The following is a 19,112-nucleotide window of genomic DNA, read 5'->3' as shown; positions in this document are numbered from 1 at the left end:
CACACGGATGAACGTACATATTCGTCATACGTCATTCTTCGCTGACCGTTTCCGTTGCAATCCCCGCAGACTGCAAACAAATTTTTGCGGCCCGTTCCCTTGCATTCAGGACAATATACATGCATCGGCGGCAGATTGATCGGTTTCTCCGGAGCGGAGATTCGTCCTGGAAGTATGCGGTTGAACAAGGCCCTCCTCACCTTTCGTCGGGTTTCCGAAACACTGCGAGACAAAGTTGTTGATACAAATTGTATCATTCGGTTTCGAATACATCAATTTCTTCTTATTACACCATAGGCGGGAATCACCGCTTTTATGTCTTTTCGGGCCTTTTGCATGGAAACCTACACTGCATATGGCGGTTCTACTAAGCTACAAAGGTTCTACAAAGATTCATTCGAACGTATCCTTCTTTGTAAGAAATCCCCGACGTGACGTCACTTTCGCAGGGATATTCGACAACAGGGAGGTAAACCGCGTGAACAATTGGAAACGTTGGATCGCTTGGGCGTTGACGGCGGCGCTCGTCTTCGGAACCGTGAGCATCGCAGGCGCGGCCGGGACGGCGGGGGCGGCGGTCGAGGCGCCGGCCCACCTGCAGGTCATCGCCGACGAATCGGCGGTCGAGGCGGACGGGAAGTGGAATTTGCACCTCATTTATCACAACGTGGAAAACAAAGCCCGCACCAATACGCAGCTTCACGTTAAAATTCACGACCTGCTGGAGGTCGTCGATGCGGGCGGCGCGGAGTGGGACGCGGCGCAAAGCATGCTGAAATGGAACGTGAAGGATACGCCGGCGAACGGAGCGACGGTGTATCATTTCCAGCTCAAGGTGAAGGCGAACGCCAAAGCCGGCGACGAGGTCGACGTCGAAGGGGAAGTGGAACTGGAAGGCGGCGTTAAATGGAAAACGCCGAAGGTGAAGGCGAAGGTCGGCACGGTGACGCACCAGCCGTTCATGCAGGGGTATCCCGACGGCTTGTTCCGCCCGGACGGAAGCCTTACGCGAGCGGAGACGGCGGCGATGATCGCGAGAATCGACGGGCTGCGCGCAGCCGAAGCCGTTCCTTACGAAGACGTGCCGAGCTCCCATTGGGCGTATCGCTACATTAATCAAGTGTCCGCGGACGGATACATGGTCGGGTTCGACGGCAAGTTTCGGCCGGACGAACCGATTACGAAAGCGGAGCTGATCGTGCTGATGCTGCGCTTGCACGGGATCGTCGAGGCGCCGTTCGACAGCCCGTTCGACGACGTCAAGAACCATTGGTCCCGCCACGCGCTCGGCACCGCGCATGCGCTCGGTTACGTGAAGCAAGCGAGCAAGGGCAATGCGCCGCAATTTCTGCCGGATACGGCGATCGCGCGCAAGGAAGCTGCCCAGTGGCTCAGCATCGGCTTACAGCGCGGGCCGCTGAAGGATGGGGAGACGGACGTCGTGCAGCATTTCCCGGACGTGCCGGCCGATCACCCGTATTTCGAGTGGATCGAGGAGGCGTCGGCGGTCGCGCATGAAGCGAAGCAGCGCGGCGAAGGCGTCGAGCATCTCGTTCGATACTTGCCGGAGCAAACGTCGCCGTTCTAAGCGAAACTTTTTTGAAAATACCCTTGAAACCTCAAGGGTATTTTTATTTTGCATCCTTTATCATAAACCTTATTGCATATCGCCGCAGGCTGGGGGAACGCCATGAGAATCGGATTTCGCTCATTGCGGGCCCGGCTTGTTCTCTTTGTAGACGGGGAAGTCGATTTTGAGCCATATCGAACCGATGCGGATGACGAACGTCACGATCAAACAAAGAAACATCGCGCCGATCGCCGGCAGCGTCCACGTTGAATAATAATAACACGCTGCCCCGACGATCGAGGCGATCGCGTACACCTCTTTCCGGAAGACGAACGGAATTTCTTTCACGAAGACATCCCGGAGCACGCCGCCGCCGATGCCGGTAATAAGGCCCATCGAGATGACGAGGAACGGTTCGTCGAAGCCGAATTTGACCGCGGAATCGGCGCCGACGGCCGTAAATACGCCGAGTCCGATCGCGTCGGAGACGAGAATGAAGATGCGCAGCCGGTCGATCCGGGTATAAAACAGCCACGTCAGCAGACCGGCGACGGTGCTGACCCAGAAGTAGCTCGGATACAAAAAACCGATCGGCGGCACATTGCCGATCAAGACGTCGCGGACAAATCCGCCTCCGAGCGCCGTCACGCCTCCCAAAAACAACACACCGAAAAAGTCGAGCTCTTTCTTGATGCCGACAAGCGCGCCCGAGACGCCCGCCGCGGCTACCCCCAAATATAAAAACCATTCGATCAGAAACATGATCCGGCCCATCCTTCGAGTCGCCGCGATGAAACGAATGAGGCGACCCCGTTCTTCCCGCTATTATAGAAAATCTTTCTGCAAATTGTCCAACCCGTGCGGCATAGGCATAGCAATGAACGATTAGCGAACCTATGCCGAAAGGAACGGTGTTGTCCGAATGGCGGCCCCGATGCGATTTCCCGTCCCGATTCAAACCGGCTCCTATGTCGTCCCGAACGTGGAGGTGTATTACCCCAGCGTGTACGGTCTGCCGAACCGCGGCGCCCAGGCGGCCATGAACGAAGCGATCCGCGCGCAGGCGAACGCGATGATCGAGGAGCAGCTCGGGCAGCGGCCTCCCGATGGCGGCGCGACGACGATCACGGGATTGTACGAACTGAAGACGAACCAACGGGGCGTTCTAAGCCTTACGCAGAGCAACTATGCCTATACGCCTCCCGCCGCGCACGGCATGACGCTGCTGCGCTCGCTCACGTTCGACGTGGCGACGGGGAAGGCATACGCGCTGCCCGAGCTGTTTCGGCTCGGCAGCGGCTACGAGGAAGCGATCAACCGCAGCATTCGCCGGCAGATCGAGGATCGAGACGTCCCGCTGCTTGTAGAGTTTACCGGCATCGCGAAGGACCAGCCGTATTATATCGCCGACAAAGCGCTGGTCGTTTACTTTCAGCTCTACGAATTAACCCCGTACGTGTACGGATTCCCGATGTTTCCGATCTCTGTTTACGAGCTGCAGGATTTTGTCGTGGAGGCGGGACCGCTCGGGCGGATGCTGCCGGGCGTATAGTCGCTTGAGACGAATTTAAGGCAGGCGGGTGACGAGTCCATGATTCATGTTAACGAAACCGGGTATCGCGCTGGAGATATTTTGACCGCTTGCGACAACGAGCTGCACGTGCCGACGGGGTATTTGGGGCACAGCGCCATTGTCGTGGACGGGGAGCACGTCGTCGAAGCGGTCATTACGTTCCCGTACGTGCAGCTCGGGCGAATCGATGATTTTGTGCGGCTGCATCCGAAGCATGCCTGGTACCGGCCTGTTCGACCGCAGCTCGGCAGCGCCGCGGCCGCGTACGCGGTCCAATATTTGCGCAGCAGCGAGGCCAATTACGCGCAAGGCGTCCTCGTGCCGCCGTTTTCGTTCTCGCCGCGCATCCCGCTGCAGGATCCGTGGTCGTCGATCTACTGCTCGAAGCTTGTGTGGCTGAGTTATTTCTACGGCGCCGGATACCCGTTCTACAACGATTTCTTCCTGTTCACGCCGGAAGATTTGGACACGGTGCTGTCGCGAGATCCGAACTTCCAGCTGCTGTATAAGCACCCCGGGTTTTACTTCGTCATCGATACGTAAGAGGGCAGGCGTTCACCTATTTTGCCGTGCGTTGGGCGTTTCACTATGCCGCATCTGTCCCCCCTTCATAGAATGGGATTGTGCTAACGCACGAGACCACAAACGAATGAAGGAGTGTTGAACATGACAGGATTGGGCAACTTCGGCGCGAACATGGGTGTCAACGCAGGCGTAAACGCGAACGCGCATTTGAACGCGCACGCGGGCGTAGGCTTCGGCGCAGGTTACGGCATGGGTTACGGCTACTCGAGCACGGGCGCGATTTTGGTGCTTTTCATTCTGCTCGTGATCATCTCCCGCACGATCTACGCGTAATTCGCGAGATCGGGACGGCGCGGCGCCGTCCCCGGACGGCAACCTTCGAACGGTCGAGCGGCTCGACCGATGACCGTCCAGGGTTGCATTGCCCCTAGAAGCGCTGGCTTCCAGGGGCAATGGCCCCACCCGCCGGGGCAGGAAGCTTACATATAGGGCCTTATCTTTTTTAGGCTTGTCTGCACAGGAACGATCCGTACGCCGGGCACACATTGCGCATACGATGGAGGGAAGGAAGATTCGCAACGGGGAAGGAGGAAGGCTGTGTGGCACCGATTTTGATCATCGACCCGGGACATGGCGGAGCGGACCCCGGAGGCGGCTCGAACGCGTTTTGGAAGGAGAAAGATCTCGTTCTGCAAATTTCCCTGTACCAAGCCGAACGGTTCGAGAAGCTAGGAGTGGACGTCGCGATGACCCGGAGGACGGACGTCACGATCAGCGCCCCCGCTCGGACGAAGATCGTGCGCGAGAGCGGCGCCCGCTATTGCATTTCGAATCATATCAATGCAGGCGGCGGCGACGGGGTCGAGACGATTCATTCCATCCATTCGGACGGAAAACTGGCTCGCGCCATCGCGGAGGCGATTCGCGAGAGCGGGCAAAATTTGCGCCGCGTCTTTACCCGTACGCTGCCGGGCAATCCGAACCGCGACTATTATTTTATGCACCGGGAGACGGGCGGCGTCGAGACGGTAATTATCGAGTACGGTTTCGCGGATTCGAAGCGGGACGACGTCGAACAGCTGCGGACGCATTGGAAAGAATACGCGGAAGCGGTCGTGCGCGCGTTCTGCAGCCACATCGGGCACCCGTACGCGCCGCCTAGAGCGGTGTCGGCCGCGGAAGTGGAGGCCGCCGGCGATTTGCCCGCCGTGCAAGCGAGAATCGGCGTCGTCGTCGACGGCGTCCGGATCGGAGAAGGGCTGCTCATTGACAATACGTCGTACGTGCCCGCCCGGTTGATCGGCGAGCTGCTCGGCGCGGTCATCGAGTGGGACGGCGCCAACGTCGTCGTCCGGAGGAAGGAAACGACATAGCCGGCGAAGGGCCGGTAACGGCTCGTCCAAGCGGGGAAACCCGCTTTTTTTATTTTCCGCTGGACACAATTGGAAGCCGTTCGCTAGGAATAGAAAAGCGGCATCCGTAAGAAAATAGAGTTACCAACAGCAAGGGAGGTGACACCATGGGTACAGGTTCTAACAACTCGAACGACTTGGTAGTGCCGCAAGCATCGCAGGCACTCGAGCAACTGAAGTTCGAAGTAGCGCAAGAACTCGGCATTCAAATTCCGCAAGATGGGTACTATGGGTATATGGCGACTCGCGACACCGGAGCGATCGGTGGTCACATTACTCGCCGCCTCGTACAAATCGCGGAGCAAACGTTGGCCCGCCGATAAGCTAGACCTGAACCCTTGCTTCCCGCAAGGGTTTTTTCTTGTTTCCGGGACGGTGCCTATCCTCCTTGCCATTTGAAATGGCGTAAATTGCCAGCTTTTTCGCGCATACATCCCCCGTTTTCGAAGAAAAATAGGTTTACTACAGCAAGGGGAGGTGACACCATGGGTACAGGTTCTAACAACTCGAACGACTTGGTAGTGCCGCAAGCATCGCAGGCACTCGAGCAACTGAAGTTCGAAGTAGCGCAAGAACTCGGCATTCAGATTCCGCAAGACGGGTACTACGGCTATATGGCAACTCGCGACACCGGAGCGATCGGTGGTCACATTACGCGCCGTCTCGTTCAAATCGCGGAACAAACCTTGGCTGGTCGATAATTCGAATGAATTTCCTCCTAGACGAAAAAGCTCGGGCCTTACGGCTCGGGCTTTTTTGTATTCTTCGAAAAAAGGGGGTTGTTTGTTGGCGTAACCGGAGTACAATGGAAACAGTTGCTTATACCTTTGGACGAGGAGAGAGCAGGCTGTTGAACGCAATCGACAAACGAATCGAAGAGCTGCACCGGTTACGCCCTTCGAGCGAGCCGCCCCCGGATTTGGACGCGTTCTGGGAACGGACCGAACGGGAGGCGCTGGAGGCTCCGTTCCGCTCGACCCGCGCGCCGCTGGCAACGCCGCTCGCCGGAATGAAAGCGTACGCAGTGTCGTACGAAAGCTTCGCGGACACGACGATTCGCGGCATGCTGCTGCTGCCGGCGTTCGCGGAGGGCCCGTTCCCGTGCGTGCTGACGTTCCCGGGTTATACAGGGGGCAAGGGAGAGCCGGAGGCGTATGCGCATTGGGTGCTGATGGGCGTCGCCGTGTTCGCCGTCGACGTGCGCGGACAAGGCGGGGAGACGGGCAACCGGCTCGGCACCGATTTCGGGATGGCCCGCGGTTGGATTACGCAGGGACTGCTCGATCCGGATCGCTGCTATTACAAAGCGCTCGCGATCGACGCGCTGCGCGCGGCGCAGTGGATGGCGGAGCAGCCCGAACTGGACGCGAGCCGGCTCGGCGCCGTGGGCGGCAGTCAAGGCGGCGGATTGGCGCTGCTCGTCTCGGCGCTGCACCGCTCCATCGGCCTCACGGTCGCGGACATTCCGAACATGTGCCACATGGATCACGGCGTGCTCCACTCGACCGGTTCCTTGACGGAGGTGGCCGATTTCTTGCGGAGGTTTCCCGAGAAGCTGCCGGCGGCGCTGCGCACGTTAAGCTATTTCGATATGCTTCATTTGGTGAAGCGCATTCGCCATCCGCTGCTCATGTCCGTCGGGCTTAAGGATACCGTCTGCATGCCGGAGCAAATTTTCCCGGCGTACCACGCGGCGGCATCGGAGGATAAGCGGCTCGAGATTTATCCGTTTACCGGCCACGCGGTCGAATCGGCGCAACGGCGCATCGGGTTGGAGTTTGTAAGAGAACGTTGGTTCCCGGCGTGATTCCCGCCTTGATTCCGGCACATTCATTCACAGTACATAGGAGGTAACATTTATGGCGGCAAACGGTTACAAAGTATGGTACATTCCGGACGGGTACATCCCGCCGATCAGCACGGGCTCGCTGACGAGCCATGAGTCGATTTGCGTGCTTAATACGAACGAAGCGGACGCGAATTTGCTGGTTACCGTCTATTTCGAGGACCGCGACCCGATCGAGAACGTCGAAGTGCGCGTCGGCGGGCGCCGGACGGCGCATGTGCGCACGAGCTCGCTCGAAAAGAACGGAGAGTCGATTCCGGTCGGCGTGCCGTACGCGATGGAGGTGCGCAGCGACGTGCCGATCATCGTGCAGTACAGCCGGATGGACGCGACGCAGCCGGCGAACACGCTCGCGACGACGATGGGCTTCCCGGTCGCGGCGGAATAACGGCAAAGCGATTTTTGCGCAAGGGCTGCCGCAGCCGACGGGCTGACGGCGGCCCTTTTTCGCGCGCGCGGCGGACCGGCGGACCCGGACGGTTGAAATGCGCGGCCGGATAAGAAACAATAGAAGACATACGAGAAAGGGGGACGAAGCGTTTGAAACGGTTCAGCGAAATGACGGAGGACGAGCTGCGCTCGGAAATCGACCGGCTGGCGAAGGAACTCGAAGCGAGCCGGCTCGAGGGCGAGAGGGACGTGCTGCGGCAAAAGTGGCTGATGGCCCGGTCGTATGCCGCGAGAAGCCGATCGTTCCCGCCCGGACGGTATCGCGTCGAAGATGCCGACGACATCTTTACGCTCCGGTACGTGAACGGCGTGATGGGGTGGGGCGTTTGGGGCCGCGGCGGCGAAGAAACGGCGCTGCCGCTCGCGGTGCTGACGCCGGAGGATGATGCGGCGAAGGAACGGCGCTAAGCGAGCGGACCGCCCGGCGGCGTCACATCGCGGTCAGCTCGTCGAGGCGGCGTTTCGCTCGCTGCTTGATTTGCGTGCGCAGGATGTATCCGCGCAGCGCTTGCAAATGCTCTGCGCCGATATCCAAGAAGCGGGCCCCGACGTACAGGCCGTCTTCGACCGGCTGTCTCCGGGAGACCTCGATCGTGCAGAAGACGCCGCCGTTCCAATCAAGCAGCGCCTCGGCCTGCATAAGCGGCTGAATGCCCGGGTCCCGCGCAGCGACGAAGCCGATGCCGCCTAAGCTGAAATTGCGGATGGAGATGAGGAGCGGCTCTTCGAGCTTATTGTCGCCGCCTTTCGACCAGCGGACCGCGGTCAGCTTGCCGGACTCGTTCACGTCGATGCGCGGATGCTGGCGGCGCTGCGCAAGGCGCTGATTTTCCGGGGGATTGAGCACCATCACCATGCCGATGTCTTTCGCCACGACGGACGACTGAAGCGTCTGGAAGCCGTTCGTGGAGTAGGCGGTCAACTTGACGGGATCCCCGGGCTTATATTGTTTCGACTGCGGGAGCTCGATTTCGATAATGTCGCCTTCGACGTAACTGACGACTCCGGTCGCGATGAAGCCGTCTTTCTCGATCGAAATTTTACAGCCGACGGCGACGGCGTTCTTCTGATGATGATGGACGTTGTCGGACATTTGCAGCCATGACATGAGCTCCAGCCCCCTGGGAATCTTCGTTCGAAAAAAACAAAACGTCCGCCGAAGGCGGACGAAGGACATGCATCGTCGGCTCTGCTTCGGCAACCCGGCTGCCGTGACGACGAGACAGTCGTTGTAGGCCCGTGGCTTTGCGTCTCCGGCTTTCGTCGGATTTGCCCTGTTCGGTGAGTCTCAAGTATACTTTTGCCTATTATTATAGGTCTTCTTTACCAATATGTGCAAGTGGAATGCAGGATGACTTTTACAATTCGCACCCGGGAGGTCCGCATCATGAAAGTCATAAAAATCGATACGGAAGAAGCGCTCCGGAAAGCGCTGGACATTCGATTCGAGGTGTTCGTCGACGAGCAGGGCGTGCCTCGGGAGGAAGAGATGGATCAGTACGACGCGTCGCCGGCTTCGGCGCGCCATCTGCTGCTCGAGATCGACGGAGAGCCGGCGGCGGCGGGCCGGTTTATCGCCTATAAGCCGGATACGGCCAAAATGCAGCGCATCGCCGTTCGGCGGACGTACCGCGGCCGCGGCGTCGGACGCGAGCTGATGCTCGCCTTGGAGTCGTGGGCGAAAGAAGAAGGATTTACGAACAGCCTGCTCGACGCGCAGTGCCAAGCCGAGCCGTTCTATCGTTCGCTCGGGTACGCCGCGGTGTCGCCCGAGACGTTCCTCGACGCGGGCATTCCGCATGTGCGGATGACGAAGCCGCTCATATAAGGGATCGTATACGCTCGTGCGCCGCGGGCATCCTAACCGCCTAAGGAGGGATGTGCATGGCGCGATCGAACGAGCGGGAAACGTTCGTCGCCGTCCGCAAAAACGGCGACGGCGACATTACCGCGTTTCGGACGTCCTCGGGCAGGGATCTGGACTACGAGCAAGCGCTTCAAGAGGTGCAGGCGGGGGCGATCGCCGGGGCGAACGCCTTCAAGGGGCGCGACGGGGAGACGTACATTCGCGGCGACGCGGACGGCGACCCGACGAACAATTTGGACGCCCTGCCGCCGTTCTAACAACGACAAAGAGCCGCTCCGCTTTTGCAAGCGGGGCGGCTCTTTTCGCATGCGCGCATCGGCTATTCGAATTCGTAGGGAACCTGCTGCTCGATAAAGCGCATTTTGCCGGTTTTCCCGAGGAAATCGTCGCGGTTGTCGTTGTAATGCATCAGCCAAACGCGCTCCTGAAGCGATTCGGGAAGCGTAAGCAGCTCGTCGAGCGTCGCATGCACCGTTCCCGGACCGACGAGCTGGCAATCATGCAAAATATGCTTGCATCGGCCGGTCTCGACCAGCCGGGAGAGAAGATGCGGATCGAACGTCATATCGGACGTGTAGAACACGCTGTCGTTCAGGAGCACCGAGAAGCTCGGCTTGTTCGGAATATGCTTCGTCGGCATAAGCTCCACGGTCAGCCCTTCATGAAGCGGGACCGGAACGCCGGGATCGAGCGGGCGGACGTCGAAATAGCAATCCAAGGAATCGCAATTGGAGCTCCGGTCTTCGAGCGCGCCTTTCAGCGCGTTCTCCCATAACGGCCGGACGATCGCCGAAGGCACATACAGCGTTAGCTTGCGGCGATGGACGTACATCATGCGGAACGCGATCTCTTCCAAGCCGCCGACATGATCGCCGTGAACGTGAGTGATCAAAATGGCGTTCAAGTCCGTAAGCGGGACGCCGAGCCGGTGAAGCGCGTACGGCGCCGTAATGCCGCAATCGATCAGCAGGCGGTATCCGTTCGCGGAAACGATCGCATTGTTGTTGAAATATTTTTTGGCGAAGGCGTTGCCCGTACCGATCATTTGGATATGTAGACTCACTTGCCGACCTCCCTGCAGGACCAACGTAGCACTTCCACCTTACCATATTAAGTTAAAAAACGAAAGGTATTGCGATCCGATTCTCGGGCTGCGGGCAGGTTTCCCCGCATGCTATAACGATAAAAAAACCGCGCCTTTCGGCCCGGTTTGAATAATTGATTATGACATTACTTATTGGCCATCATGCGAACGATGACTTTGTCCAAACGTTTGCTGATCGCCAGCACATCGGGATGCCGAAAATCGTATTTATATTTTTCGGCGGTGGATTCCAGCATCTTTTTTAGTTTTGCGAACTCTTTTTCGATGGTGGCGTTCTCCATGTCTCTCTTCCTTTACCCTATATCCAATAGAATCATCTTATCTTATTCTTTTCGGGAAACGAACATCATTCTGTTCGCGCCAAAAATCGTTTACAACTCAGGTAAATCGTGCTATTATTTGGATTTGATTTCCTTGTATGCCCTTGCCAAACGGATCCTCCCTAAAGAAAGTTTGCGCTCGACCGCAACTCTCGCATTCCGTGCGAGTATAAAGGGGTGCAACGAAATTTTGGAGGGAATCCGCATGAAAATCCGGAACATTGCGCTATGCATCCTTGCCCTGTCGCTTGCGGGCGGCGCTACGGCCGGCGCCGAGGATATGATCCAGACGTGGAAAGGGAAAAAAGTGCGAGTTTTCGCGAACGGATCGGAAGTGGAAGGCGGCGGCCTGCAAATCGACGGGAGAACATACTTGCCGGTTCGCGCATTGTCCGATACGCTGCAAGCCTTGATCAAATCGGATGGGGACGGAGTACATATTTATAAACCGAACGTGCATCTGCTGCTGTTTACGGGCGACAAGAACGCGATGAAACCGTTCGGCAACGTTTTCCTGGGCACTTACGAATTTTACGTGTTTGCGCAGGTCGAGAATTTGAAAACGCGAGCCCATTCGATCAAGACGACGGTCGTCGACCCGAGCGGCGCGACGCTGGATACTCAAGTGTACAAAATGACCGAAGAAAACCGCGACATGTTCTGGTATACGACGTCCCCGTTCAAAATCGATTTCAAAACGACGGGGCAGTATAAAGTTAAGTTTTACATTAAACGTTCGGAAGAGAACGACTTCGAGCTGCTGAGCGAAAAGGCGATTCTCGCGATGAAGAAAGAATAATTCGAACGAACCGGGCAACACTTCAACAGAGAACGCATGGAAGGGAGTCGGCACATGACGGACAATCACCGCGAAGCGGCCGGAGAAGAAGAAGAAGCGATATACGTCGTCACCGACGAGAACGGCGTGGAGCGGGAGCTCGTTCCCGTATACACGTTCGATTACGCGGAGAACGAATATGTGGTGCTGATCGATCGCAACGACGCGGAGGCGGACGGACTGATCCTGCGCATCGAGCAGGACGGCGACGAGGTCGTGCTGGCGAACATCGAGGACGACGACGAGTGGAACGCGGTCATCGACATTTACAACGAGCTGCTCGAGCAAGAAGAAGAGTAACGCGAGCCGCGAAGGGACATCCCCTTCGGACGCGGCGCTTGCAGCCATCGCAGGATGGGGGAGCGCTGCGTCCGGGGGGATTTTTCGTCTCCATGGCCGCGCCGTTGTTACTTCCGCGGATTGAAGTACATGACGCGCCCGTTAAACAAATGCAGCTCGGCTTTCAAATGGCGGGCCAAATATTTGCAAAATTCGTTGGCCTTCGCTTTGTCGCCGTGCGTGCTGCCGTCGGGCAGCACGACCTGCACGTAGTGCGTTACCGCATCGTCCTTCGCTTTGGAGCCGACGCCGAACACGATGTACTTGTACAGTTCGTTAACGCCTTTCAGGTAAAACCAGACGCCTTCGCCTTCCGGCTTCGATTCGAACGTGTACGGAAACGCGGCGCCCGCATAATTCCAATCCAGCTGCTGCCCGGTTTTCTCGACCTGTTCCCGGTACCGGTTCAGCTGCTCCTTCAGTTCGTCCAACGTCAAGGACGTCACGGCGGAGCCTTCCACGAAATATAAATACGCGCTCTGACTCATGTGCCCGCTACACCTACTTTGCGTTCTGTTGGTTCCATATTAACAGGTTTATCCAAAGGTGACAACGACGCGGCAGGTTTCCGGCTTGCTTGATTTCGCTGCATCTCGTATAGTGGAAACACAAGGCATCGCGCTTTGAGGCGCGCAGCCGTTCGGTTCGGGTTTACCGCGCCGTCCGCGCAGCGGCCTATTCCGACCAGAAGGATGAAGGAGGATGAACGCCATGTTTGACCGTTTATACGACGAGTCGGAGCAAACGAAAGTCGACTTTTTCGGTTACGCAACGGAACGAGCCCGGTACGATTTCGCAATCGTTTACACAAACCGGTTTTTCGGCAAACCGCTGGTCGTATGCATGCAGACGGGCCGATCCTCGCTCCTGTCGGCCGACGATTTGGCGAATACGGAACATTTGCAGCGCATTTTCTCCCTGTCGGGAGCGGAGGAGGCGGAAGACCTCGCCGTCATTTTGCGCCAGCGCTTGCCTCATTTGGACTTGAAAGAGCAATATTGACGCGGAGTCTCCATGAAAAAGCCGCGCCCCGTTCGAGGGGCGCGGCTTTTTCGCGCGTTCAGGCGCGTACAGGGCAAACATCATGCGTAGATCGGCTTTTCTTCGACGATGACTTTGACGTTGCGGATCGTTTTGTCTTCGGGGCCTTGCACCGGCAGACCGATTTCGACGTGCTCCGAAATGTACTCGATGTTCTCCTGCGAGATCACTTCGCCCGGCAGCAAAATCGGAATGCCCGGCGGGTACACCATGATGAACTCCGCGATGATGCGGCCGTCCGCTTCGAGCAGCGGCACCGATTCGGTTTCCGCGTAGAACGCGTCCCGCGGGGAAAGAGCGAGCGTCGGAATTTTCGGCGTCTTGACGATGACGTTGCGCACTTCGGCGGCGCCCGCCTGTTCCGTCGCGATGCCGTACAGCGCGTCGACGAGCTTTAGAATCGTTTCTTCCGAGTCGCCGGGCGTCACGATGCACAGAATGTTGTACATGTCGCTCATTTCGACTTCGATGTTGTACCGCTCGCGCAGCCGCTTCTCTGCGTCGTACCCGGTAATGCCGAGCTTGCGGACGTGGATCGTCAGCTTCGTCGGATCGTAATCGAACGTCGCTTCGGAGCCGAGAATTTCTTCGCCGAAGCAGTGGAGGCCCGGAATTTCGTTGACTTTCTCGCGGGCGAGCCGCGCCAGTCCGAGCGCGCGCTCGGCCATCTCCCTGCCGTGCAGGGCGAGGCTGCGCCTTGCCGCGTCCAGCGAGGCGAGCAGCAAATACGAGGTGGACGTCGTCGTCAGCATCGACAAGATCGCCTGCACCCGCTTCGGATTGACGCGGTCGCCCTTGACGTTCAGCACGGAGCTTTGCGTCAGCGAGCCCCCGAGCTTGTGGACGCTCGTCGCGGCCATGTCGGCGCCGGCTTGCATCGCGGACAGCGGCAGATCCTCATGGAAATGAATGTGTACGCCGTGCGCTTCGTCGACGAGCACCGGCACGTCGTACGAGTGGGCGAGGTCGACGATTTCCTTCAAGTTCGCGCTGATGCCGAAATATGTCGGGTTAATGACGAGCACGGCCTTCGCGTCGGGATGACGTTCGAGCGCCCGCCGTACGGAGCGCGTCGTCACGCCGTGAGCGATGCCGAGCTGTTCGTCCATGGCCGGCGACAAGAACACGGGGCGCGCGCCCGCGAAAATGATCGCCGACATGACCGATTTATGCACGTTGCGCGGAACGATGATTTTCTCGCCGGGGCCGCAGACGGACATGATCATCGTCTGGATGGCGCCGCTCGTTCCCTGCACGGAGAAGAACGTATGGTCGGCGCCGAACGCCTCGGCGGCGAGCCGCTGCGCTTCGAAGATGGCGCCGGAGGGCTGATGCAAATCGTCGAGCGGCGCGATGTTGATCAGGTCGATCGATAAGGCGTTGTCGCCGATGAACGAGCGAAACTGCGGGTCCATCCCGACGCCTTTCTTATGTCCGGGGATATGAAATTGCAACGGATTTTTCGCGGCATGCGAAAGCAGCGCGTCAAACAGCGGTGTGCGGGTTTGGTCCACGGGAATCGCCCCTTCCTGCGTTCGAATTGAAATATGCACAATAGATTTGAGTATAGCAAAAAAGGGAGATGTTTCAAGAACGAATTTTTATCGCATATAGTGTGGCTCCGGCGGGCGAAAATAACCGAACGAACGAGTGTTGCCAAGACCGGAAAAAGGGGGGATGGCGATGGAGGCGCGGCGGTATGCGCCGCCCCGCGTACGAAGCGGCTTCCTTATGAAGCTGCTGATCGCGATGGCGCTCGTGGAGTTCGTGAAAGGGGCGCTGCTCGTCGCGGTGCTGCCCGTGTACGCGAGCGGAAAGCTCGGGCTGTCGGCCTCGGCGCTCGGGTTCGCATTCGCGCTGCAATACGTCGGCGACAACGCGTGCCGCGCGCCGGTCGGACGCATGCTCGACCGGTACGGCTACCGGCTGCCGATGGCGCTCGGGCTCGCCGTCACCGTGCTCGCGGTGGCGCTGCTCGCAGCGGCGAACGGCCCGCTGGCGCTGCTCGCCGGCTGTCTGCTGCTCGGGGCGGGCACGTCGCCGCTGTGGCCGTGCGCCGCCGCGGGCGCGACGGAGACGGCGGGCCGCGAAGGCAGCGGCTCGGCGCTGTCCGCCGTCTATGTCGCCTCCTTCGCCGGCACGGGAGCCGGCCCGGTCGCCGTCGGCTGGCTGGCGGGCGGCGGGGCGATGGCGGGCGCGTTCCCGCTGCTGCTCGGTTTCGCCGCGGCGGCGCTGCTGCTCGCCCTGCTGCTGCCGCCCGGCGCGCCGCGGCGGGCGGAGGAGGCGCCGGCGAGCGGCGCCGGCGTCCGCGGGCTGCTCTCGGGCATCGCCTGCGCCGTCCGCCGGCTGCGGGGGAGCCGGCTGCTGGTGCCCGCCATGTTCCTGCAGACGCTGGCGCTCGGCCTGCTGACGCCCGTCGTGACGCTGTACGCGCGCGAGGAGCTGGGGCTCACCGCCGGCGAGTTCAGCACGCTGCTGCTCGCGGGCGGCGCGGCGACGCTCGGCCTGCTGCTGGTCGCGGGCAGACTCTCCGACCGGCTCGGCCCCCGCCCCTTGCTGCTCGTCGGCGTCCCGGCCGCCGCGGCGGCGACGGCGTATTTCGCGGCCGTGCACACCCGGCCGCAGCTGTACGCGGCGGTCGCCGCCGTCGCCTTCGGCTACGCGCTGCTCATCCCGTCGTGGAACGCGTTCGTCGCCCGCGCGATTCCGGACGATCTCCGCGGGGCCGCGTGGGGCGCCGCGCTTGCGATCGAAGGCACCGGGTTCGTGATCGGCCCGATCGTGTCCGGCTGGGCGTGGGAGCACGCGAGCCGCCGCGCGCCGTTCCTGCTCAGCGGCGCGGCGCTCGCCGCGCTGTTTGTCCTCTATCTGTTCATTTCCTTCCGAAAAACGGATATGGTACGATAGACGAGTATCACGCGGACAACAGGAGAGAAGCGATGGAGGATCGGCATGGATAGACGGATGGGCGTCATCATGATTATGTTGGTTACGGTGTTTTTAGGGTTCGGCATCATTATTCCGGTACTGCCCGAAATGATCGTCGGCTCCGGGGCGGAGCGATTTCACTTATACGTCATGCTTGCGGTATATTCTGCGGCGTCGTTCGTGCTTTCTCCGCTGTGGGGCTCGCTGTCGGACCGGATCGGGCGGAAGCCCGTTCTCGCGATCGGGGTGCTCGGCTTCAGCGTCAGCTTCCTCGTCTTCGGGCTTTCGGGGGGCAATCTCGCGCTGATGTACATATCGCGGGTGCTCGGCGGCGTCTTCTCGGGCGCGACGACGTCGTGCGCCGTCGCCTACGTCGCGGACATCACGACGCCGGAGAAGCGGACGCGCGCCATGGGGCTCGTCGGCATGTCGATCGGGCTCGGCTTTATTTTCGGCCCGGGCATCGGCGGACTGCTCAGCGGCTTCGGGCTCGCGACGCCGTTCTTCGCCGCGGCCGCGCTCGCGCTCCTCAATTTCGGCTTCGCGATTTTCGTTCTGAAGGAGTCGCTTCCGCCGGAGAGGCGCCGGGGGGCGGACGCGGGCCCGCGTCCGTCGCGATGGTCGGCGTTCCAGGGGCCGATCGCGTATTTGTTCGTGCTCCTGTTCGTGCTGACGTTCGCGCTCGCGGGTCTTGAATCGACGCTGCAGTATTTCCAGATGGAGCGGTTCGAAGCGACGCCCCGCGACATGGGCGTCATGTTCCTCGTCAGCGGCATCGTCGGCGCGCTCGTGCAGGGGGGCTTCATTCGCCGTTACGCGAAGCCGGGCACGGAGCCGACGCTGATCCGCGTCGGGCTGACGGTGCAGGCGCTCGGCTTCGTCCTGCTGCTGTTCTCGAGCGACGTCTGGACCGCCTCGCTGTTCATGAGCGTGTTCGCCGTCGGCAACTCGCTGCTGCGGCCTTGCGTCACGTCGCTCATTACGCAGACGACGCAGGCCGGCCAAGGCGTAACGGGGGGGCTCAGCTCGTCGATGGACAGCCTCGGCCGCATCGCGGGGCCGCTCGTCGCCGGAGGGTTGTTCGAGCTGAAGAGCGCGCTGCCGTTTTTCGCCGGCGCCGCCATTTCGCTCGGCGCGATGCTGCTGCTGCAGCGGTTTTTGGCAAGGCGCGGCACGATCGCGGCCGCTCCCGCGGCGAAGTGATTCGCATTCGCCGCCATACGTTAGACGCCTCCCGGCGCCGGATTCGTCCGGCCGCCGTGGAGGCGTCTGCTGTTTTCCGCCAACCGGAATGGCCGGTAATGCCCGGCGCCGGCGCGGAAGTTACTGTATAACCTTGTAAATCGGAGTTAATTGCGCGAACGTGTCCCTTACCACGTCGACCAAACCGCCCCCAAGCTTAACCGCATCGTCCGCTTTCAACACTCTCCCGATCAGAAGTTCCGCGCTTTTCACATTTTTAAATCGAACGAATAATTCCTTGAACTCCTCCGGGGACAGCGAATTTTTGGCAAGAGCCGCTTTCTTCATATGATCGATCGAAATGCTGTAATCGTCCGGAATCCGCTCGTATAAGTCCCTTTGGTTCGCTAACAACGTGTCCGCGATGCGCTGCTTGTCCGCGACTTCGTATATAAGCGCAAGCCATATGAACAGCTGGTCGTCGAACAAGCCGACTTGAAAATGCGGATATTGCTTGTACCCGCGCTTGTTATGACTTACGGCCATCCACGTGTCGACCGGGGCGTTCACCGTTCGTCTGGCGTGTTTGGCGATGTGGAGGTGCATGTCTTGCCCGGTTCGCGCGGACAATTCCTCGATGACTTGCTCGGCGACGGCGCGGAATTTCGGTTGAATGCGTTCCCGAATGGCAGCCATCCGTTGTTCTAACCCCTCGATCAAAAACGTATCGAAATCCTCCTGCGTAAACCCCGTAAAACTCATTTGGTCATCCTCCGTTATGTAGGTCTTCGTTGCCTCCCCGCGCGTCGTCGGGCGGACGTGCCGTAAGTGAGAATCGTGCCATGGCGATGTCCCCCCGAATGCAGGCGTATGACAAAATCATTTCTTCATTTTACGAAAATTAGGCCCATAAACCAAGTTGCCAATTCATACAAATCAGTATAGTATAAAAGGAAAGAAAGATTATTCAGAAAATTCCGTCACTATCTTTCTTTAGCAGCTTGGGAGGGGATTGCCGTGAACAAAAGCTTTGAAGTGGAGTATTGCAACTTGGATTTGCGATTCGATCGCCGGACAATCCATAACTTCATCAAGTCTCTGATTCAAGAAGGGTATTCGCTGTACTGGTCGGAGAACGAAGCTCACTTCATCGCCTCGATTCGGACGGGACGCAGGCTGGTCAAAATGAAATTTCAGCGCGTCGGCGACCGGTTCAAGCTCGTCGGCAATTACTCGTTCCGCGACGAGAAGCTCGTCGAGCTGATGGAGCGCATGATCGGGGCGACTCGCGGGCATGCCGTCGTCAAACGGTTCCGCGATCGACAAATCGTGATCGAGAACATTATGTTCGGGGAAATCATCCGCATGGTGGAAATTTCCGGGGTGGAGCATAAAGTGGTGTACCAAAGGGATTCGGGCGTGACGCTCGAGGATATCGCGAAGGCGTTCCGGTCGACGCGCGCGGAAGAGCGAATTCCGACGCTGCGGCTGGAAATCGACTACGAGCTGGCTTTACTGGCGGAAGCGCTTGCAGAAGGCAATCGGGCCGCCGCCGACTCGTGCCGAGCGAAACTCGAAGAGCTGCGCCAAGAAATGCTTTTATTAGAAATGTAAACGGGCTCGTCCCCCGAACGAATATGCGGCCCGGCTGCCGGAAGGCGGCCCGGCCGTTTTTTTGCTTTGGCTCGGCAGACCGCGTCTTACCGCCGGTAAATTCGTTATTCTTGGAACTGTACGAGCATTTGTGTAAAATAAGGGGGATGTACCAAAGGATGAGGAACTATATTTACATACAAAAAGGATGATGAACATGTCGAAACAGCAAATCGGCGTCGTCGGTCTTGCCGTCATGGGCAAGAACCTCGCGCTTAACATGGAAAGCAAAGGCTTCTCCGTCGCGGTGTACAACCGTTCGCCGGAGAAGACGAAGGAGCTCGTGGAAGAAGCGGCGGGCAAAAACCTCGTCGGCTGTTACTCCGTCGAAGAGTTCGTGAACGCGCTCGAAACGCCGCGCAAAATCATGATCATGGTCAAAGCGGGCGAGCCGACGGACAAGACGATCGAATCGCTGCTGCCGCATCTCGACCAAGGCGACATCATCATCGACGGCGGCAAC

26 protein-coding genes and 1 riboswitch are annotated in these 19,112 nt (G+C 59.2%); of the genes, 19 read left to right on the top strand and 7 right to left on the bottom strand.

Going from position 1 to position 19,112, the window contains the following annotated elements:
• Positions 1-478 precede the first annotated feature (478 nt).
• On the top strand, positions 479-1,588 hold the full coding sequence (locus VE009_RS11250) for an S-layer homology domain-containing protein (protein WP_325007597.1): 1,110 nt from the start codon (positions 479-481) through the stop codon (positions 1,586-1,588).
• 120 nt (positions 1,589-1,708) lie between these two features.
• Here VE009_RS11250 and VE009_RS11245 read toward each other — a convergent pair whose 3' ends face one another.
• Complete coding sequence (locus VE009_RS11245; protein ID WP_325007595.1) at positions 1,709-2,332, bottom strand: trimeric intracellular cation channel family protein; 624 nt, start codon at positions 2,330-2,332, stop codon at positions 1,709-1,711.
• 160 nt (positions 2,333-2,492) lie between these two features.
• Between VE009_RS11245 and VE009_RS11240 the strand changes: the two genes are divergently transcribed.
• The 9 genes from VE009_RS11240 (at position 2,493) to VE009_RS11200 (ending at position 7,784) form a co-directional block, all read left to right on the top strand.
• Positions 2,493-3,122, top strand: a complete 630-nt coding sequence (locus VE009_RS11240) for a DUF3298 and DUF4163 domain-containing protein (RefSeq protein ID WP_325007593.1) — start codon at positions 2,493-2,495, stop codon at positions 3,120-3,122.
• A gap of 39 nt (positions 3,123-3,161) precedes the next feature.
• Complete coding sequence (locus VE009_RS11235) at positions 3,162-3,686, top strand: hypothetical protein (protein WP_325007591.1); 525 nt, start codon at positions 3,162-3,164, stop codon at positions 3,684-3,686.
• Between the two features lie 123 nt (positions 3,687-3,809).
• Complete coding sequence (locus tag VE009_RS27250; RefSeq protein WP_414694830.1) at positions 3,810-4,001, top strand: hypothetical protein; 192 nt, start codon at positions 3,810-3,812, stop codon at positions 3,999-4,001.
• A gap of 266 nt (positions 4,002-4,267) precedes the next feature.
• Entirely contained in the window at positions 4,268-5,041 is a 774-nt protein-coding gene (locus VE009_RS11225) for an N-acetylmuramoyl-L-alanine amidase (RefSeq protein ID WP_325007589.1), read from the top strand.
• 146 nt (positions 5,042-5,187) lie between these two features.
• Positions 5,188-5,403, top strand: coding sequence for an alpha/beta-type small acid-soluble spore protein (locus tag VE009_RS11220; RefSeq protein ID WP_325007587.1), 216 nt, complete (start codon positions 5,188-5,190; stop codon positions 5,401-5,403).
• 162 nt (positions 5,404-5,565) lie between these two features.
• Complete coding sequence (locus VE009_RS11215; RefSeq protein ID WP_325007585.1) at positions 5,566-5,781, top strand: alpha/beta-type small acid-soluble spore protein; 216 nt, start codon at positions 5,566-5,568, stop codon at positions 5,779-5,781.
• Positions 5,782-5,930: 149 nt separating this feature from the next.
• Positions 5,931-6,887: an acetylxylan esterase gene (locus VE009_RS11210; protein WP_325007583.1), complete on the top strand. Its 957-nt coding sequence runs from the start codon at positions 5,931-5,933 to the stop codon at positions 6,885-6,887.
• A gap of 52 nt (positions 6,888-6,939) precedes the next feature.
• Positions 6,940-7,314, top strand: a complete 375-nt coding sequence (locus VE009_RS11205) for a sensory rhodopsin transducer (RefSeq protein WP_325007581.1) — start codon at positions 6,940-6,942, stop codon at positions 7,312-7,314.
• A gap of 152 nt (positions 7,315-7,466) precedes the next feature.
• Complete coding sequence (locus tag VE009_RS11200; RefSeq protein WP_325007579.1) at positions 7,467-7,784, top strand: DUF1811 family protein; 318 nt, start codon at positions 7,467-7,469, stop codon at positions 7,782-7,784.
• Positions 7,785-7,806: 22 nt separating this feature from the next.
• Here VE009_RS11200 and VE009_RS11195 read toward each other — a convergent pair whose 3' ends face one another.
• Positions 7,807-8,484, bottom strand: coding sequence for a flagellar brake protein (locus VE009_RS11195; RefSeq protein WP_325007577.1), 678 nt, complete (start codon positions 8,482-8,484; stop codon positions 7,807-7,809).
• An 85-nt stretch (positions 8,485-8,569) separates the two neighbouring features.
• Positions 8,570-8,660, bottom strand: a riboswitch (cyclic di-GMP riboswitch).
• Positions 8,661-8,763: 103 nt separating this feature from the next.
• Here VE009_RS11195 and VE009_RS11190 point away from each other — a divergent pair.
• Positions 8,764-9,204 (top strand): GNAT family N-acetyltransferase, encoded by a 441-nt coding sequence (locus tag VE009_RS11190; protein WP_325007575.1) that lies wholly within the window; start codon positions 8,764-8,766, stop codon positions 9,202-9,204.
• Between the two features lie 56 nt (positions 9,205-9,260).
• Complete coding sequence (locus tag VE009_RS11185) at positions 9,261-9,500, top strand: DUF3892 domain-containing protein (RefSeq protein ID WP_325007573.1); 240 nt, start codon at positions 9,261-9,263, stop codon at positions 9,498-9,500.
• A gap of 62 nt (positions 9,501-9,562) precedes the next feature.
• Here VE009_RS11185 and VE009_RS11180 read toward each other — a convergent pair whose 3' ends face one another.
• Positions 9,563-10,306: an MBL fold metallo-hydrolase gene (locus VE009_RS11180; protein WP_325007571.1), complete on the bottom strand. Its 744-nt coding sequence runs from the start codon at positions 10,304-10,306 to the stop codon at positions 9,563-9,565.
• Between the two features lie 167 nt (positions 10,307-10,473).
• Positions 10,474-10,629, bottom strand: a complete 156-nt coding sequence (locus tag VE009_RS11175) for a Spo0E family sporulation regulatory protein-aspartic acid phosphatase (RefSeq protein ID WP_325007570.1) — start codon at positions 10,627-10,629, stop codon at positions 10,474-10,476.
• Between the two features lie 244 nt (positions 10,630-10,873).
• Here VE009_RS11175 and VE009_RS11170 point away from each other — a divergent pair, with 244 nt between their 5' ends.
• Both VE009_RS11170 and VE009_RS11165 read left to right on the top strand, forming a co-directional pair.
• Positions 10,874-11,467, top strand: a complete 594-nt coding sequence (locus tag VE009_RS11170; protein ID WP_325007568.1) for a hypothetical protein — start codon at positions 10,874-10,876, stop codon at positions 11,465-11,467.
• Between the two features lie 54 nt (positions 11,468-11,521).
• Positions 11,522-11,806: a DUF1292 domain-containing protein gene (locus tag VE009_RS11165; protein WP_325007566.1), complete on the top strand. Its 285-nt coding sequence runs from the start codon at positions 11,522-11,524 to the stop codon at positions 11,804-11,806.
• Positions 11,807-11,913: 107 nt separating this feature from the next.
• Here the strand turns inward: VE009_RS11165 and VE009_RS11160 are convergent, their stop codons facing one another.
• Positions 11,914-12,333 carry a DUF1885 family protein gene (locus VE009_RS11160; RefSeq protein WP_325007564.1) on the bottom strand — a complete coding sequence of 140 codons (420 nt, stop codon included), beginning with the start codon at positions 12,331-12,333 and terminating at the stop codon, positions 11,914-11,916.
• Between the two features lie 223 nt (positions 12,334-12,556).
• Between VE009_RS11160 and VE009_RS11155 the strand changes: the two genes are divergently transcribed.
• Entirely contained in the window at positions 12,557-12,847 is a 291-nt protein-coding gene (locus tag VE009_RS11155) for a DUF3055 domain-containing protein (RefSeq protein ID WP_325007562.1), read from the top strand.
• 80 nt (positions 12,848-12,927) lie between these two features.
• On the opposite strand, the gene VE009_RS11150 is transcribed toward VE009_RS11155, so the two are convergent.
• Positions 12,928-14,400, bottom strand: a complete 1,473-nt coding sequence (locus tag VE009_RS11150) for an aminotransferase class I/II-fold pyridoxal phosphate-dependent enzyme (protein ID WP_325007561.1) — start codon at positions 14,398-14,400, stop codon at positions 12,928-12,930.
• Between the two features lie 169 nt (positions 14,401-14,569).
• On the opposite strand from VE009_RS11150, the gene VE009_RS11145 reads away from it, so the two are divergent.
• Positions 14,570-15,793 carry an MFS transporter gene (locus VE009_RS11145; protein ID WP_325007559.1) on the top strand — a complete coding sequence of 408 codons (1,224 nt, stop codon included), beginning with the start codon at positions 14,570-14,572 and terminating at the stop codon, positions 15,791-15,793.
• Positions 15,794-15,838: 45 nt separating this feature from the next.
• Entirely contained in the window at positions 15,839-17,017 is a 1,179-nt protein-coding gene (locus tag VE009_RS11140; protein WP_325007557.1) for an MFS transporter, read from the top strand.
• Between the two features lie 120 nt (positions 17,018-17,137).
• On the opposite strand, the gene VE009_RS11135 is transcribed toward VE009_RS11140, so the two are convergent.
• Positions 17,138-17,758 (bottom strand): DUF1054 domain-containing protein, encoded by a 621-nt coding sequence (locus tag VE009_RS11135; protein WP_325007555.1) that lies wholly within the window; start codon positions 17,756-17,758, stop codon positions 17,138-17,140.
• Positions 17,759-18,013: 255 nt separating this feature from the next.
• On the opposite strand from VE009_RS11135, the gene VE009_RS11130 reads away from it, so the two are divergent.
• Positions 18,014-18,610 (top strand): hypothetical protein, encoded by a 597-nt coding sequence (locus VE009_RS11130; RefSeq protein ID WP_325007553.1) that lies wholly within the window; start codon positions 18,014-18,016, stop codon positions 18,608-18,610.
• Positions 18,611-18,800: 190 nt separating this feature from the next.
• Positions 18,801-19,112 (top strand): NAD(P)-binding domain-containing protein (locus VE009_RS11125; RefSeq protein ID WP_325007551.1); only part of this gene is annotated, 312 nt, incomplete at its 3' end.

The organism is Paenibacillus sp., assembly GCF_035645195.1.
GTDB lineage: Bacteria > Bacillota > Bacilli > Paenibacillales > YIM-B00363 > Paenibacillus_AE.
This window is presented reverse-complemented; position numbering and strand designations above follow the sequence as displayed.

What these genes read in the sequence shown, in the direction of transcription:
- VE009_RS11245 (WP_325007595.1), bottom strand. Translation starts at nt 2,332, where the DNA reads ATGTTTCTGATCGAATGGTTTTTATATTTGGGGGTAGCCGCGGCGGGC.
- VE009_RS11240 (WP_325007593.1), top strand. Translation starts at nt 2,493, where the DNA reads ATGGCGGCCCCGATGCGATTTCCCGTCCCGATTCAAACCGGCTCCTAT.
- VE009_RS11235 (WP_325007591.1), top strand. Translation starts at nt 3,162, where the DNA reads ATGATTCATGTTAACGAAACCGGGTATCGCGCTGGAGATATTTTGACC.
- VE009_RS27250 (WP_414694830.1), top strand. Translation starts at nt 3,810, where the DNA reads ATGACAGGATTGGGCAACTTCGGCGCGAACATGGGTGTCAACGCAGGC.
- VE009_RS11220 (WP_325007587.1), top strand. Translation starts at nt 5,188, where the DNA reads ATGGGTACAGGTTCTAACAACTCGAACGACTTGGTAGTGCCGCAAGCA.
- VE009_RS11215 (WP_325007585.1), top strand. Translation starts at nt 5,566, where the DNA reads ATGGGTACAGGTTCTAACAACTCGAACGACTTGGTAGTGCCGCAAGCA.
- VE009_RS11205 (WP_325007581.1), top strand. Translation starts at nt 6,940, where the DNA reads ATGGCGGCAAACGGTTACAAAGTATGGTACATTCCGGACGGGTACATC.
- VE009_RS11195 (WP_325007577.1), bottom strand. Translation starts at nt 8,484, where the DNA reads ATGTCATGGCTGCAAATGTCCGACAACGTCCATCATCATCAGAAGAAC.
- VE009_RS11190 (WP_325007575.1), top strand. Translation starts at nt 8,764, where the DNA reads ATGAAAGTCATAAAAATCGATACGGAAGAAGCGCTCCGGAAAGCGCTG.
- VE009_RS11185 (WP_325007573.1), top strand. Translation starts at nt 9,261, where the DNA reads ATGGCGCGATCGAACGAGCGGGAAACGTTCGTCGCCGTCCGCAAAAAC.
- VE009_RS11175 (WP_325007570.1), bottom strand. Translation starts at nt 10,629, where the DNA reads ATGGAGAACGCCACCATCGAAAAAGAGTTCGCAAAACTAAAAAAGATG.
- VE009_RS11170 (WP_325007568.1), top strand. Translation starts at nt 10,874, where the DNA reads ATGAAAATCCGGAACATTGCGCTATGCATCCTTGCCCTGTCGCTTGCG.
- VE009_RS11165 (WP_325007566.1), top strand. Translation starts at nt 11,522, where the DNA reads ATGACGGACAATCACCGCGAAGCGGCCGGAGAAGAAGAAGAAGCGATA.
- VE009_RS11160 (WP_325007564.1), bottom strand. Translation starts at nt 12,333, where the DNA reads ATGAGTCAGAGCGCGTATTTATATTTCGTGGAAGGCTCCGCCGTGACG.
- VE009_RS11155 (WP_325007562.1), top strand. Translation starts at nt 12,557, where the DNA reads ATGTTTGACCGTTTATACGACGAGTCGGAGCAAACGAAAGTCGACTTT.
- VE009_RS11145 (WP_325007559.1), top strand. Translation starts at nt 14,570, where the DNA reads ATGGAGGCGCGGCGGTATGCGCCGCCCCGCGTACGAAGCGGCTTCCTT.
- VE009_RS11140 (WP_325007557.1), top strand. Translation starts at nt 15,839, where the DNA reads ATGGATAGACGGATGGGCGTCATCATGATTATGTTGGTTACGGTGTTT.
- VE009_RS11135 (WP_325007555.1), bottom strand. Translation starts at nt 17,758, where the DNA reads ATGAGTTTTACGGGGTTTACGCAGGAGGATTTCGATACGTTTTTGATC.